The sequence below is a fragment of the Xanthomonas sp. WHRI 7945 genome (assembly GCF_035026585.1).
The window spans coordinates 21,518-36,553 of sequence record NZ_JAYIQP010000009.1 but is presented as its reverse complement, the minus strand read 5'-3'; the positions used below and the strand labels follow the sequence as shown (position 1 = coordinate 36,553).

The following is a 15,036-nucleotide window of genomic DNA, read 5'->3' as shown; positions in this document are numbered from 1 at the left end:
CGTGGGCGGGTCAGAAGGTGTAGGTCACGGCGCCGATGGCGCTGGCGAAGGCGCGGCGCTGCACGATCGGGCTGCCGTCGGCGTTGTCGACATAGCGCGTGCCGGCGACCGTCAGCGAGGTACTCCAGTGCCTGGACAGCGCGTGGTCCCAGTTGGCCTCGACCGAATAGGCGTACAGGCCGGAGCCGGCGTTGTAGGCGGCCAACCCGCTACGCGCGCTCTGCGCATCGGTCACCCCGAAATAGGCCTGGTTGTAGCGGCGGTCGCCCCAGTGCGCGTCCAGGTTCATGGTCAGCGTGTCGCTGTCGTTCTGCAGCAGGGTGAACTTGGCCCCGGCGCGATAGTTGTTGCGGCGCGCGCCGTCCTTCACGGCGAATTCGGCTTCGGCGTCCAGCATCAGATACGGGGTGAACTGCTGCGCGACCATGGTGCGGCTGGTGATCGAGCCGGGCACGTCGCCCATGCCGGCCAGGGTCCTGGAACCCGGGCGCCAGCTGCTGTTGCGGTCCAGCCGGCCCAGGTCGTAGCCGAACGACTGGCTGACGTAGAAGCCGCCATCGCTCTGGAATTGCGCGCCGAGGCCACGCACGCTGTCGAAGAACAGCACGCCGCTCTGCGCCGCGATCAGCGGGGCGAATTGCACGCGATCGTCCCTGGAGCCGAAGTAGCGCGGCGCCGCCACTGCGGCGACACCCACGCTGAGTTCGGTCTGGTGGCCGAACAGGCGGAAGCCGGATGCGTCCGCATCTGCGGCGTTGGCCGCCAGCGGTGATGCGGCGCAGGCCAGGAGCGGGAGCAAGGCGATGGTTTTCATGAGCGGTCTCTTCGACGTGGGGATCAGGATGCGTGCGGCAGTTGCACGCCATAGAACGCGCGGAACAGCGCGATGCGGTTGAGGATCAGGTCTTGGCGAGCTTGCAGGTGATCCAGTGCGGCCTGCTCGGCGGCGATGCGTTCGCCGAGCAGCGCGGGCCGATCCTGCAGGCCTTGCGCGACGCGCCGGCCCATGCGCTCGATGCGTTGCCGTTCGCGATCGCGATTGGCCTGCTCGCGCTGTTCGCGTTGCTGCAAGGCAGGGCCGGCATCGAGCGCATCGGCCACTTCGCGGAAGGCGGATTCGATCGCCTTCTCGTAGTCGGCGACGCCGGCCTGCTTGCGCAGCTGCGCGATGTCCAGGTTGGCCCGATTGCGGCCGAAGTCGAAGAGCGGCATGGTCAACTGCGGAACGAAACTCCAGGTGCGGCTGCCGGCCTCGAACAGGCCGCTGAGGGTGTCGCTGGCGGTCCCCAGCGAGGTGCTCAGGCGGATCGACGGGAAGAACGCGGCACGCGCGGCGCCGATGTCGGCATTGCGCGCGCGCAACTCGGCTTCGGCCCGCTGGATGTCCGGACGCTGCAGCAGTACCGCCGAATCTAGGTCACGCAGGGCCATGCCGCCCGCGTCGGTCGGCAGCAATTCCTCGATATCGCCGGCGCCGGCCGGCGCGTCGTAGCCGGCGACCAGTTGCAGGGCGCGGCGTGCGGCGGCGTGGTCGCTGGCCGCCTGCAGGGCGCGGACCCGGGCCTGATCGGCCTGGTGGCGTTGGCGGTCGAGCGTGTCGGTGGAGATCAGCCCGACATCGTGCTGGTCGCTGGCGAATGCGAGCAGCGCTTTACTGTCGTCGGCAATGGCCTGGAAGCGCGCCTGCGCCTGCGCGGCGGCGCGTTCCAGCGTATAGGTGCGCAGCAGCTCGGCGACCAGCGCGCCGCGCGCGGCTTGCTGGCCGGCGCTGGACGCCAGATAGCGCTGCTGTGCGGCAGCGGACAACGAGGCCAGCTTGCCGAACAGGTCCAGTTCGAAATCGTCGACGCCGACCGCCGCGGTGACCAGCTTCTGCCCGTAGCGCTCCTGCTGTTGCGAAGCGTCGTAGCTCTGCCGGGCCTGCTGTGCGTCGATCCCGATCTGCGGCAGCCGCTGCGCGCGCTCGATCCGGTATTGCGCGCGCGCCTGCCGCACCTGCAGCACAGTGTTGCGGAAATCCGGATTGTGCGCCAGCGCCTGGAGCACCAATGGCGCCAGGTCGTGGTTCGGCGAGAACGCATGCAGGAACCGCTGTTCCTGTTCCGACAGGGGTGCCGTGGCGGCCGCTGCCTGCGGCGCCGGCGCGGACACGCCACCCAGCGTGCGCGGCACTACGGCCTGCGGGCGCTCGTAGACCGGCGCCAGCGAGCAGCCGCCGAGCAGTGCGACCAGCGCGGCGAGGAGGAGGCGAGGGCGGTGCGGACCCTTGCCTGCGGGCGATAGAATCATGGTGGTCAGTCGGTGGCCAATCTCGAGTGATAGAGTCGGCCGGCCAGTTCAAGCTGGCTTCTAGGAATCTTCAAGATTTCGTCAAGACGCACGACAAGGGCTGCACCGGGCATGAGTTCCAAGAAGATTCTCGTCGTCGAAGACGACGCCGACAGCGCCAGCATCCTCGAGGCGTACCTGCGCCGCGACGGATTCGACGTCGCCATTGCCGGCGATGGCGAGCGCGCGATCCAGCTGCACGCGCAGTGGAAACCGGACCTGGTGCTGCTGGACGTGATGCTGCCCAGGCTGAGTGGCACCGAAGTGCTGTCGAGCATCCGCCGCAGCAGCGATACGCCGGTGATCATGGTGACCGCGATGGGCGACGAGCCGGAAAAACTCGGCGCGCTGCGCTACGGCGCCGACGACTACGTGGTCAAGCCCTACAGTCCAAAGGAAGTGGTCGCGCGGGTGTATGCGGTGCTACGCCGCGCCGGCCCGGCCAGGACGAGCGAGGAGCCGCTGAAATACGAACGACTCACGGTCGACACCAATGCGGTCCTGGCCACAGTGCAGGACGGCGACGGCAACCCGGTGCCGCTGGACCTGACCCCGACCGAATTCAACATCCTGGCCACCTTGCTGAAGACGCCGTTCAAGGCCTATACGCGCAGCGAGCTGCTGGAAATCTGCCTGCCGGAAAGCGACGCGCTGGAGCGGGTGGTGGACGCCCACGTGCACAACCTGCGCAAGAAGCTGGAAGGCGAACGCATCACCGGCGTGCTGGTGACGGTGCGCGCGATCGGCTACCGCTTCCGATGAAATGGCCATTCGCTCGCCGCACCGCGCACGCGCCGCTGTGGCAGTGGGTCGGCCTGCGCATGAGCGCGTTGGCGGTGGTCACGGTGCTGGCCATCGTGTTCGGCATGTGGCTGCGCTTTGCGATCTGGGACATCGTGACGCTGAACAAGCTGCCGCCGGCGGCACGCCAGGAAATGATGGAGCTGCGCCAGGACCCGCACAGCAACGAGCAGCGCCTGTGGCAACTGTTCGAACGCTACTACGACGTGGCCGACTTCCTGCCCGGCCTGGCCAGCCGCGACTGGCTGCTGCTGGCGGTGCTGGTGATCTCGTCGATCCCGGTCATCGTGGTATGCGGGCTGCTGGCTTCGCGGCCGTTGTCGCGCCAGTTCTCCAACGTGGCGGAGGCGGCCCGTCGCATCAGCGACGGCGACTTCTCCGCGCGCGCCAAGGTGATCGCGCGTGCGCCGGACGAACTGGCCAGCTTCGCGATGGACTTCAACGGCATGACCGCGCAGCTGCAGCAATACGAGCGCGAGATCCGCGATTCCAGCGCGATGCTCGCGCACGAACTGCGCACGCCATTGAACGCGGCGATGGGCCGAGTGCAGGGCATGCTGGACCGGGTCTTCCCGTGCAGCGACGAACAATTGCAGATGGTCCATCGCCAGCTGGAGCAGATCAATCGCCTGGTCGGCGACCTGCACCTGCTGTCGATGGCCCGCGCCAACCAGTTGATGCTGGAGCCGCACAGCTTCCCGATCGACATCCTGATCCGCGAGCGTCTGGCCTGGCTGGCGCAGCCGCTGCAGGCCGCGCAGATGGAGGTGGAGCTGCGCGTGCCGGCCGGACTGTCGATCAGCGCCGACCGCGACCGTATCGGCCAGGTGCTGTCGGTGCTGGTCGACAACGCCCTGCGCTATGGCGCTGCCGGCAAGCGCCTGCTGATCGAAGTGAGCGTCGAGTCCAGCGAGGTGCTGGTCTGCGTCTGCGATCGCGGCCCCGGCGTGGCCCCCGAGGTATTGCCGCGGATGCTCGACCGCTTCTGGCGGGCCGAGGACTCGCGTGCGCGACATTCGGGCGGCAGCGGCCTGGGCCTGTCCATCGCCGCGGCGATCTGCCAGGCGCATGGCGGCGCGCTGGAATTCAGCAACCGCGAGGGTGGCGGCTTGTGCGCGCTGGTGCGCTTGCCGCGGATGGTTTAGTCGAACTAGGCGGCCGGGGAAGGAGCGGTCGAAGGTATCGCGTCGCACCCTACAGGTGTCCGGAAAGTGTCCGGCGGACACCCGAAGTGTCCGGCCGGACACTTTCGAGGCGTATCCCACCGTTCAAATCGTCTACCTGTTGAGGGCATGGATATTGCTTAATGTCAGTCCGCCAATTCAACGCAACGACGGCATACGCATGGACGACCAACGCCGCATCCGCGACCTTTCAGTTTCCGATATCTGCTTCGACGTGCCGGCCGCTGCCGGATGATCGGCACGGCAATGGCCACGGCGTGCGATCCGCAAGGATTCGGGGATCTGCGTAGACGCCGCAATCCACGGGGCGGCATCGAGTCTGGTATGGGCGCAATCGAGAGTATCGCCGCGTCAGCGTCCGAACCGGAAACTTGGCAAGACGCGGTTCAAGACGCGGTTGCTGCCGATGAACGCCTAAACGCCGTTTTCCGCGGCTCGGCAGGAGCAGTCGGCGACCGAGCTTGCCCGGGCGCTATCCGCGGCTGTCGGCATGCAGCCAAGAAGGCACGGTGTCCGCGGCATGTCCTGTCTTCAAGCGCTGGTCGCTGGAACCGGCTATCGAGCGAGATCATGCAGAAATTGCGGCGTAGCGCCTCGTTCCGCGACCGAATGCCTTGTTACGCCCACAGATAGGACCTCCATATGCTTGAAATGCGCCAGGTCAGCAAGGTCTATCGCACGGAGATGGTCGAGACGCACGCGCTGCGCCTGCTCGACTTGCACGTCAGGCAGGGGGAGTTCGTCGCTGTCACTGGTCCTTCTGGTTCCGGCAAGACGACTTTCCTCAATATCGCCGGTCTACTGGAAACATTCGGCGGAGGCGAGTTCAGGTTGGATGGCGTCGACGTGAAGGGCATGTCCGATCGCCAGCGCAGCAAGCTGCGCAACGAAAAAATCGGTTTCATCTTCCAGAGCTTCAACCTGATCGCCGATCTTGACCTGTTCGACAACTGCGACGTGCCACTGCGTTACCGCGGCATGACAGCCAAGGAACGCAAGCTGCGCATCGAGGCAGCCCTCGATCAGGTTGGACTGGCCTCGCGCATGCGCCATTACCCCGCCGAGTTGTCCGGCGGCCAGCAGCAACGCGCGGCGATCGCCCGTGCATTGGCAGGCAGCCCAGGCTTGCTGTTGGCCGACGAGCCTACAGGCAACCTGGATACGCAAATGGCGCAAAGCATTCTGGAGCTGATCGAACAGATCAATGCGCAAGGTACAACGGTCATCATGGTGACGCACGATTCCGAGCTTGCTGCGCGTGCGAAACGCAATGTTCATATCGTCGATGGTATCGCCACGGACCTGTCGGGAAAGCCTCGCAACGAAAATTCCCTGACACAAGACAACACAGCCACATAGAACGACAACACCGCTCCCTCTTCATTGGATTGCCGCAGAGCCGCGTAACTCGCTCCGCTTCTACGGATAGCGCTAAGAGAGAACACATGTTCGGATACTACTTCGACCTGGCACTGCGCAGCTTCAAACGCAACCGGGTGTTGACCGCACTGATGGTGCTGGCGATCGCGCTTGGTATCGGTGCCAGCATGACAACCTTGACGGTGTTCTACATCCTGTCAGGCGATCCGCTGCCGGGCCGAAGCCAAACGCTGTTCTATCCGCAGTTGGATCCGGGCGACATGGAGAATTTCACCCCGGGCGAAGAGCCCGAGGACCAGATGACGCGGTACGACGCCGAAACACTGCTGCGACAGCGCCGCGCTGATCGTCAGGCGGTGATGAAACGCGGCAGCGTGGTGGTCAAGCCGCAGCGCGCCGAGTTCGGTTCGTTTTCGGTCGATGCCCGCTACACATCCGGCGACTTCTTTCCGATGTTCGCCACGCCTTTCTTGTACGGCAACGCCTGGGGCAACGCCGAGGACGACGGGCGCAGCCGTATCGCGGTGATCTCGAAGCCGCTCAACGACAAGCTCTTTGGCGGGGAGAATAGCGTAGGCAAATCGCTGTGGCTGAGTCAGAACGAGTTCCGCATCGTCGGCGTCCTCGACGACTGGCGTCCAATCCCTAAGTTTTACGATCCATACGGTGGACTCTACGGCGAGATAGAGCAGGTATTCGTTCCATTCTCGACCTCGCGCGATCTCAAGATGGACGTGTCGGGCCGCATGCATTGCTGGGGTGCCGACGATATGGAGGACGATCCCGATGGCACCACCGGCGTCAGTGCGCCATGCGCCTGGTTGCAATACTGGGTCCAGCTCGACACGCCAGAGAAAGTGGCCGCCTATCGGCAATACCTCACCAATTACTCCAATCAGCAGCGTGCCGCTGGCCGCTTCCAGCGACCGACCAACATCCGCCTGCGCAGCTTGATGGAATGGCTGGACTACAAGAAGGTGGTGCCGAGCGACGTCCGCTTGCAGGTTTGGCTGGCATTCGGATTCCTTGTCGTGTGCCTGCTCAATACCAGCGGTCTGCTGCTGGCGAAGTTCCTGCGCCGTTCCAGCGAAATCGGCGTTCGGCGTGCGCTCGGTGCCTCCCACCGCGCGATCTTCACGCAGTACCTCGTCGAAGCCGGCGTGATCGGGCTGGCCGGCGGCATCCTAGGGCTGGGCTTCGCGCTACTGGGGCTGTGGGCGGTGCGCCAGCGCTCGACCAGCTATGCGGAACTGGCGCAGCTGGATCCCGCCATGCTGATCGTCACCTTCGTGCTCGCAGTCGGTGCCAGCGTCCTCGCCGGGCTGCTGCCTGCGTTCCGCGCATGCCAGGTTGCTCCAGCGATCCAGCTCAAGACGGATTAGTGGCCTGCACCTAGATCGCGCCGACCTGAACGTTGCGCGTTACTTCCAATCGCCCCCGGGCCAGTCGGGGGAACGCGCCATTACCGAGGAACGACATGGACATCCGCCCCATTTTCTCCGCACTGCGCCGGCACAAGACCGCTGCGATACTGATCGTGCTGGAGATCGCCGTGAGTTGCGCGATCCTGTGCAATGCGGTGTTCCTGATCCATAGCCGCCTGCAGCTGATGGATCGCACCACCGGCCTGGCGGAAAGCGAACTCGTGCGCATCCAGTTGGCGAAGAACGACAACAATGATCAGGCCGCAGCACGGGCCAAGGAAGATCTGGCTGCGCTGCGTGCATTGCCAGGGGTCAAAGTCGCAGCGGTTTCCAACTCGGTGCCGCTCGGCTTGCTTGGCAGAAGCCTGGACGTCAAGCTGACGCCGGATCAGACGCCGCTGTTCGAGACCGCCTACTATATTGGCGACAAGCAGTTGCTCGATGCGATGGGGCTGAACCTGGTGGCGGGGCGCCGTTTCCTGGCAGACGAATTCGTCGACTGGGCAGCGCTCGACGCACCCAACAGCAACGTCGGGATCCCCTCGGCCATCATCACGCGCGCGATGGCCAACAAGCTGTTTTCTGACCAGGATCCCCTCGGCAAATCCTTCTACGCCTGGAACGATGCGCCGATCAAGGTGGTCGGTGTTGTCGAGCACCTGGTGCAGCCGCATGGCTTTAATGATCCATCCTCCTACGAATACGCGATCCTATTGCCGGTGGAGGGGGGGTTCTCCACCTATCTGCTGCGCGTCGCGGACCCGTCGCGCCGCGCCGAGGTGCTGAAGCGTGCCGTGGACAGCTTGAAGCGCATCGATCCGAACCGGATCATCCTTGAGCAGGATACCGTCGAGGAGATGCGCGATAGCTACTACCGGCAGGATCGCGAGATGGCATGGCTGCTGGTCGTCGTCTGCGTCGCATTGCTGGTGATCACGGCGCTTGGCATCGTCGGCCTTGCCAGTTTCTGGGTGCAGCAGCGTACCCGGCAGATCGGTGTCAGGCGCGCGCTTGGCGCAACGCGCACGCAGATCCTGCGTTACTTTCAGACCGAGAACTTCCTGCTCGCCACTGCTGGCATCGTGCTCGGGATGTTCTTGGCTTACGCCATCAATCTGCTGCTGATGAGCAAATACGAGTTGCCGCGGCTTCCGTTGACCTATCTGCCGATCGGGGCGATCGTGCTGTGGCTGTTGGGCCAGTTGGCGGTACTTGCGCCTGCGCGGCATGCTGCGTCGATCTCGCCTGCGGCGGCGACGCGTTCGATCTGAGCAAACTCGCTTGCGGGACGACCGGTGCGCACTCAGCAGCCATACCGGGATGGGCTTGCTGCAGCATGCGGCCAATGACGGCCGTCACGTGGTGATGGCGCCGCCGACCAACCGCCATGCCGAGCGGCGTGGCGCGACTGCGGGTCTCGGTCCGAGGCTGGACCGTTGCTGTGACGATCTAGACCGTTTTCAACGTGGCAGGTTCATCGGCCGCATCCGCGTGCGGCGTCGGCCTGTCTTCGGCTTGCCCGTATTGCCGCTCGACGCGGGTGACGACCCCTTCGCCGAGTACGACGAGTTGGTCGGCGAGATGGAAATAGCGGTCATCGTGGGTGATTACCACGATTGCCTTGCCCTTTGCCTTTAGCGCCGGAAGTATCTCGTCGTAGAACACCGACTTGAAGGTCGGATCCTGATCGGCTGCCCATTCGTCGAACAGGTACAGCTGCTTGTCGTCGATCATGGCGACGAGCAGCGCCATGCGGCGCCGCTGCCCATCCGACAGCGACAGGGTCGAGAACTTGCCCTGTTCGTACTTCACCTTGCCATCCAACTGGAGCGCATGCAGGTAGTGATCGACCATCGCCGCAAGGCCTTCGTCGGTCACGCCCAGGATCTGGTCGAACAGGTGATAATCGGAGTAGATCGCGCTGATGGCCTGCCGATAGGTGCCGATCGACGTGCTGCCGATGGCCTGGTCGCCAAAGTAGATGGTTCCGCTGTCGGCACGGTAGTGCAGGGTCAGCAGCTTGCCGAGCGTCGATTTTCCAGAGCCATTGCCGCCGACGATGAACGTGATCTCGCCCTTGCGGAATTCCAGATCCAAGGGGCCGACCTCGAAGCCGTTTCCGGTGCCGTTGTAATGGTAGCGAACGCCTTCGAATCGAACATGCTCCCAGGGCCGCGGCGCCTCCTGCTGCGTAGCGATGTCCTCGCTCGGGATATCGCGAAACAGCTTGTCGACCCGCTGCATCGACACGCGCGAGATGGCGAGTTGCGGAATGTAGTTGAGAATGATCGAAACCGGGCCGGTTACGTACAGCAAGGCCATGATGACCCCGATCAGTTCCTGGTTGCTGACCACGCGATAGTTGACGAAGACGAAGATGATCGAGCCGATCACGAAGAAGCTGAGCAGATCGCCATAGTTGCTGGCGGTGCGAACGATTGTATGGCCGGCCTTTTCGTTGCGCTGCACCTCGCTTTCGTAAGACATCAGTACCGATTCGAAATATGCCTGGCGCTTGCCGTCGTTGAGCTTGAGTTCCTTGATGCCGCGCAACAGCCCGTTGATCGATTCCTGCAGGCCATCGAAACCACGGCGCGCACGGATGAAGTAGTGGCGGCCGATCATCATCGGCACCTGATAGGTCAGCACACCGAAAGCGATGCATCCGAGCACGAACCAGAACACATCGGAATTGAGGATCAGCAGGAAACCGAGCATGCCGATCAGGGTGACCATGTTGATCAGCAGGTCGGGCAGCATGCGCGCTCCGATCACAATGCGCGGAACGTCGGTGGTCAATGCGGTAAGCAGGCGTGCGGACCCGATGCGCTCCAGGGCGGATATTGGAGCGCCGGCAATCTGCCGGTACAGCCCGGTGCGCAGCTGCGAGGCCACATCGATCGCGACCCGGCTCAGCATTACCTGCGACAGCGTTCTGCTGACCAGGATGAACACGCACACCGCGATGAAGATCAGCGCAAACGGCGCATTGGCGATCTCCAGCGAAAACAGGCGTGTGGGCGAGGCCGCGATTTCGTCCAGGCGCGTATCACCTGGCTTGAGCACGCTCAGGATCAACGGAATCAGCAAGGAGTAGCACACGCCCGATAGGCCGCCGAGCACGATCGACAGGAACACCTTGTTGGGCGCCTTGCGGGAAAACTCGGCAAACATGTTCATCTCGCGGCTCCTGAGAGTCTTCAACGTTCCTGCCGCCCCGATTCAAGGCGCGTCGGAAGTCCGACCCTTGTCGAAGGTGCTGTCCAGCGTCTGGTAGCGCACGTCGCGAAACGGCTCGACCATATCGTCGTAGTGCGGACTCAGCGCATTGCCGGACTGACCGGTCGAGTTCATGTAATAGTGTTCGGCGTGGACCCTACGTAAGGCGACCACCTGCCTGAACCCCGCGCCGAACTTTTGCAGGTAGCCATCGGCACCGGCGAAATCGGAGGAGGCGACGTTGATCGTGTTTTCAGAGCCCCCGTTGCCGATCCGGCGTTCGAACACTTTGTCCAGTGGCTTCCATTGGCTGAAGGGAAGATGCGTGTACACGGTGCTCTGGATTTCGCCCCAGCGCCAACTGGCCATGCTCCAGTCGCCCTTCAGCTTGTACAGCTCCCACAGCGCGCTGTTCTGCGCCGCGGCCAACTCGGCGTCGCAGGTCTTGCGCGCGGAAGTCGCGCTGTCGTCACACCAGGCAGGGTCATTGCGCTGCAGCATTTCGCGCAGATACGCCAGGGACACTTCGCTTTGTAGGCTACGCAGGATCTTCGAGGCCTGCTGGTTGTTCCAGGTCCCATGCAATTCGTCGCTGAAAACACGCTGGCGAAAGTGCAGCATCCACACGGTGAAGATGGCGGCGGCCTGGCTGTCCGCGCGCATGTCTCCATTCCATGTCTTCAGGTACGCGGCGGCTTGGGCGCCGTGCTCTCCCTGCGGCAGGCGGTGCTTCAGCTCCGCCATCAGCTCGGCCGCGTCCAGATCAGTGGTATCTGCCTGGATCCGCTGCATGTCGCCGACCGTTAAGAGCTTTCCTGCATCGGTACGCTGCCGCAGCAATTGCTCGATACGGCGCGCGCGCGCCGGCGACGCCCAGTCGTGCGAGATCAGGTAAGGATAATCGTTATCGACGATCTTGTTGTTGGCATTGACGATGTAACCGGAAGGCGGGTTGTAGCTTTGCGGCCAGGCAGCCTCTGGTATGTGCCCAGACCAGTCGTGGGAGTCGTCCCACCCGGGCGAGGGCAGCGTTCCCTGGCCCTGTTTGCGGATAGGGATCCGCCCTGCGCCGAGATAGCCTATGTTGCCGCCGCGATCGATGTAGAGGATGTTCATCGCCGGCGCGACATGGCTTGCGAGGGCAGCCTTGAAGCTCTTCCAGTCGGTGGCGTAGTTCAGGCGGAAAAAAGCCTCGTAGCTAGTGTCGCCCGGATCAAGCGCAGTCCAGCGCAGCGCGACGGGTTGGTCGAACACCCCGTAATAATCGCTGATGATGGGGCCATGCCGGGTCTGGCGAACCTTAAGCGTCACTGGTGCGTACTGCTTGCGCAACTGCTGCGGAAAATCCGCGCGGACCTGCAGTGTCTCGGTACGCGTCTGGAAGGGCTGCCATGCGCCGTTGATTTCGTAGCGCTCGCCGCTCCGATCAGGTCGTTCGAGAAATAGGTCCTGTGCGTCGGCCATCATGTTGGTGCCGCCCCAGGCGATATGCGCATTACGCCCGAGGACGGTCACGGGCAGGCCGACGAGGCTCATGCCCGAAACCTTGTAAGTCGGCGCATCGACGCTGACTACATACCACAGTGAAGGAATCTGCAGGCCCAAGTGCGGATCGTTTGCGAGCAATGCCATGCCGTCCTTGGAATGCCGGCCAGCGACGGCCCATGCGTTGCTGCCGACGTTGCGTCCGCCGAGCGCGTAGGCGCTTTCGAGGCCTCGCTGGAAAGCGGCCAGGGCTAGCAGCCGTTGCGCGTCGTGGCTGGTGGGTGGGAAGGCAGCGGCCGTCGTCGGTGCATCGGATGGATAGGAAGGGAAAAAGGCGGCGAGTTGCGCGTCCGTCAGCGTCTGGCTGGCGACGTAGCGATCGATTTCACGGCGGAAGTTTCCGCCAAGATCAAGTGCGAACACCTTGATCCATGCCAGCGAATCCAATTCGGTCCAAGGCGCGGGGGTGACGCCCAGCGCCCGGAACTCTGGCGGCAGGGGATGCTTTTCCGCTATCCAGGCGTTGATGCCGGCCGAATAGGCAGTCAGCGATCGCTGCGCTTCCGGGCTGAGAGCGGGCCAGGCCGACTTCGCCGAATCATAGAGTCCCAAGGTGCGGAACCAGACGTCCGTCTCGATGCTGGCCTTGCCGAATATCTCGCTCAGGCGGCCGCGCGCCATGCGCCGTTGCAGCTCCAGTTGCCACAGTCGGTCCTGCGCATGCACGTAGCCGATAGCAAAAAAAGCATCGGTGTCGCTGTCGGCCCGTATGTGAGGCACGCCGTTGGGGTCGCGCGCGATCGCCACGGGCGCGGAGACTCCGTGTTCGAGGCGCAGCGTGCCATCGGCAGGCAGACTGGCGTGCAGCGAGAAAAACAGCCACCCCGCACCGGCGAGTAGTGGCAGCACGACGAGCGCGACCAGGCGCGCCGCCAGAGGAAACGATCGTGGCGTCATCAGGCGACGAGGGTCGATGGCGAGTCGCTGCGCGCGATGCCGGCGGTCTGTCGGATACCCGGAGCGAGGCTGAAGAACAGCGTATGGAGAAAGGAATCCAGCTCTACGTGCACCGCTGCGGATTCGCTAACTGCTTCAGCAAGCACGCCCGGACACAACCGAGTGCAAGGTCCATGCAGGCCCGCGTGGCTCGTCCAGTCGAGAGTTCGTTTGAAAGAGCAACGCGTAGAGCATGGCATGTTCCAGTCCGTCCATGTGATTCCGTCGCGGATATATACACGGACTGGGCTTGACTAATCAAGATATCGGTGGAAAAGTAAATCGGAGTGATGGGCTGGCCCCTCGATATTCTGCGGGCCGCCCCGGGGGAAGACCTCTTCAGCCAGTTTGGAACCTAGCGTTGCAGCTACTGCTGCCGCTGTTTGTCCAATGCCCTAGCTCAAGATGCGTCAGGAAAATGAAGCGTACTCAAGGAGAGGGTGGTCGTGCAGAGTTTTCCCGAGATCGTGCTCCAGCGTGCGCAGTTGAAATCGGACGACGTCGCCTGCCGCTTTTTCAAGGGGCCTGCGCTTGCGCATGAGCTCATGACGTTTGGTGCGCTATGGGAGCGCGCGTCGGGCTGGGCCCGCAAGTTTCAGGCGCAGGGCCTTGCGCAGCAGCGTGCTGTGCTCGTATGCAAATCGCAACAGAACTTCGTTGTCGCCTTCTATGCGTGCCTGCTTGCGGGCGTCGTCGCCGTTCCCGCCTCTCCGCCACGCCGGCAGAATTCGCAAAATCGTCTACAAATCATCGTCCATGATGCCGGCGCGCATGCGATCATCTTCGATTCCGACGAGTTTCTACAGGCGGAGTTGGCGGTGGGGGATGAGGCGCTGCTCAGAATCGATATGCGCGAACCTGTGGAAACGTTCGCGGACCCAGTGTGCGCCGCACAATGGGAGCCTGCGCGCGTGGAAGCATCGACACCTGCTTTTCTTCAATATACCTCCGGCTCCACCGGAGATCCGAAAGGTGTCGTCGTCACCCATGGAAATCTCGTAGACAATTGTGCTGCGATCCAAGGTGGGATGGAAATCACAGGGGAATCACGATTATTTACTGCGCTACCGTTGTTTCACGACATGGGGCTGGTTGGCGGCGTCCTGCAATTCATGTATTCCGGATGTTCGGCGAGCTTCCTGTCGCCTGCCGAGTTCGTGCAGTATCCGGAGCGCTGGTTGCACGTCATCTCCGAGTTTCGCATCACTGTCAGTGGTGGTCCGAACTTCATGTACGATCTGGCCGCACGCACGGTTAGGGGCGAAGCCATCGCTGGGGTCGATCTGTCTTCATGGGGTGTGGCGTTCTGCGGAGCCGAGCCCATCCGCGCCGGCGTCATTGACCGATTCACGCAGCGATTTGCTGCACATGGCTTCCGCGCAGAGGCGTTCTATCCCTGCTATGGCATGGCGGAATCGACGTTGCTGATCACCGGCGTGCAGGTCGGCGCTGCGCCGACGCTACGTCGGCATGGCGGCGCAGAGGTGGTGGGCTGCGGGTCGCCGCGTGGCGATGCGCGCATCGAGATCGTCGATCCCGAGACCTCGTCAAGGATGGCGGAAGGGCAGGAGGGGGAGATATGGGTCAGGGGTGGCAGCGTCGCGCACGGTTATTGGATGCGGCCGGAGTTGAGCCAGCGTGTTTTCCACGCGCGGATAGACGGTGCGGGCCCCGGTCACCTGCGTACCGGTGATCTCGGCTTCATGCTCGATGGCCAGTTGTACGTGACCGGACGCCTCAAGGATCTGATCATCGTCAACGGCAGGAAGTACGCACCTCAGGACATCGAAGACAGGTGCGAGCAAAGCCACGAAGCCTTGCGCCAAGCCGGCGGTGCCGCCTTCGGCATAAGCGACGTGGAGGGGGAACGGCTGGTGGTGGTGTTCGAACTCAAGCGTGAATGGCTGCGGCGCCGTCCCGACTTGCCCGCTGTGGTCGGTTCGATGCGCGCATCAGTCAATGCCGAATACGGGTTGCCGGTAGCGGATATCGTGCTGCTCAAGCCTGGTGCGTTGCCGCGGACCTCGAGCGGCAAGGTGCGACGGATGCAATGCCGGATGGACTACCTGTCTGGTGAGTTGGAGCGCGTCGCGGCGCATTGATATCGGCAGCTGATCGACCGCGTGTACGCGGTCATGCGAGTGCATCTCAAAGGATTTGCTGTTTGTCACGTCGTGGGTGGCTTTGGCGTTTTTCTCAAGGTTGAGGAGCGGTGATTG

10 protein-coding genes are annotated in these 15,036 nt (G+C 63.4%); 6 read left to right on the top strand and 4 right to left on the bottom strand.

What is annotated here, in order from left to right; all coding sequences use genetic code 11:
* Positions 1 to 10: 10 nt before the first annotated feature.
* Together VDQ83_RS09195 and VDQ83_RS09190 are read right to left on the bottom strand one after the other, a co-directional pair.
* The gene (locus tag VDQ83_RS09195; RefSeq protein WP_455434688.1) at positions 11 to 814 is read right to left on the bottom strand and encodes a MipA/OmpV family protein; all 804 of its coding nucleotides are present in this window, start codon (positions 812 to 814) and stop codon (positions 11 to 13) included.
* A gap of 23 nt (positions 815 to 837) precedes the next feature.
* Positions 838 to 2,289, bottom strand: a complete 1,452-nt coding sequence (locus VDQ83_RS09190) for an efflux transporter outer membrane subunit (RefSeq protein WP_455434687.1) — start codon at positions 2,287 to 2,289, stop codon at positions 838 to 840.
* Between the two features lie 111 nt (positions 2,290 to 2,400).
* Here VDQ83_RS09190 and VDQ83_RS09185 point away from each other — a divergent pair, with 111 nt between their 5' ends.
* The 5 genes from VDQ83_RS09185 to VDQ83_RS09165 all read left to right on the top strand — a co-directional run bounded on the left by VDQ83_RS09185 (position 2,401) and on the right by VDQ83_RS09165 (position 8,388).
* Positions 2,401 to 3,090 carry a response regulator gene (locus tag VDQ83_RS09185; RefSeq protein WP_263394608.1) on the top strand — a complete coding sequence of 230 codons (690 nt, stop codon included), beginning with the start codon at positions 2,401 to 2,403 and terminating at the stop codon, positions 3,088 to 3,090.
* Positions 3,087 to 4,274, top strand: a complete 1,188-nt coding sequence (locus tag VDQ83_RS09180) for a sensor histidine kinase (RefSeq protein WP_455434686.1) — start codon at positions 3,087 to 3,089, stop codon at positions 4,272 to 4,274. The genes VDQ83_RS09185 and VDQ83_RS09180 overlap by 4 nt, the downstream gene beginning before the upstream one ends.
* A gap of 681 nt (positions 4,275 to 4,955) precedes the next feature.
* Entirely contained in the window at positions 4,956 to 5,672 is a 717-nt protein-coding gene (locus VDQ83_RS09175) for an ABC transporter ATP-binding protein (RefSeq protein WP_455434685.1), read from the top strand.
* A gap of 86 nt (positions 5,673 to 5,758) precedes the next feature.
* Complete coding sequence (locus VDQ83_RS09170; RefSeq protein ID WP_455434684.1) at positions 5,759 to 7,075, top strand: ABC transporter permease; 1,317 nt, start codon at positions 5,759 to 5,761, stop codon at positions 7,073 to 7,075.
* A 95-nt stretch (positions 7,076 to 7,170) separates the two neighbouring features.
* Positions 7,171 to 8,388, top strand: coding sequence for an ABC transporter permease (locus VDQ83_RS09165; RefSeq protein ID WP_263394604.1), 1,218 nt, complete (start codon positions 7,171 to 7,173; stop codon positions 8,386 to 8,388).
* Positions 8,389 to 8,566: 178 nt separating this feature from the next.
* On the opposite strand, the gene VDQ83_RS09160 is transcribed toward VDQ83_RS09165, so the two are convergent.
* Together VDQ83_RS09160 and VDQ83_RS09155 are read right to left on the bottom strand one after the other, a co-directional pair.
* A complete protein-coding gene (locus tag VDQ83_RS09160; RefSeq protein ID WP_455434683.1) occupies positions 8,567 to 10,297 on the bottom strand; it encodes a cyclic peptide export ABC transporter in 1,731 nt (576 codons plus the stop codon).
* A gap of 42 nt (positions 10,298 to 10,339) precedes the next feature.
* Positions 10,340 to 12,778 (bottom strand): penicillin acylase family protein, encoded by a 2,439-nt coding sequence (locus VDQ83_RS09155; protein WP_455434682.1) that lies wholly within the window; start codon positions 12,776 to 12,778, stop codon positions 10,340 to 10,342.
* Between the two features lie 485 nt (positions 12,779 to 13,263).
* Here VDQ83_RS09155 and VDQ83_RS09150 point away from each other — a divergent pair, with 485 nt between their 5' ends.
* Complete coding sequence (locus VDQ83_RS09150) at positions 13,264 to 14,919, top strand: fatty acyl-AMP ligase (protein WP_455434681.1); 1,656 nt, start codon at positions 13,264 to 13,266, stop codon at positions 14,917 to 14,919.
* Positions 14,920 to 15,036 lie beyond the last annotated feature (117 nt).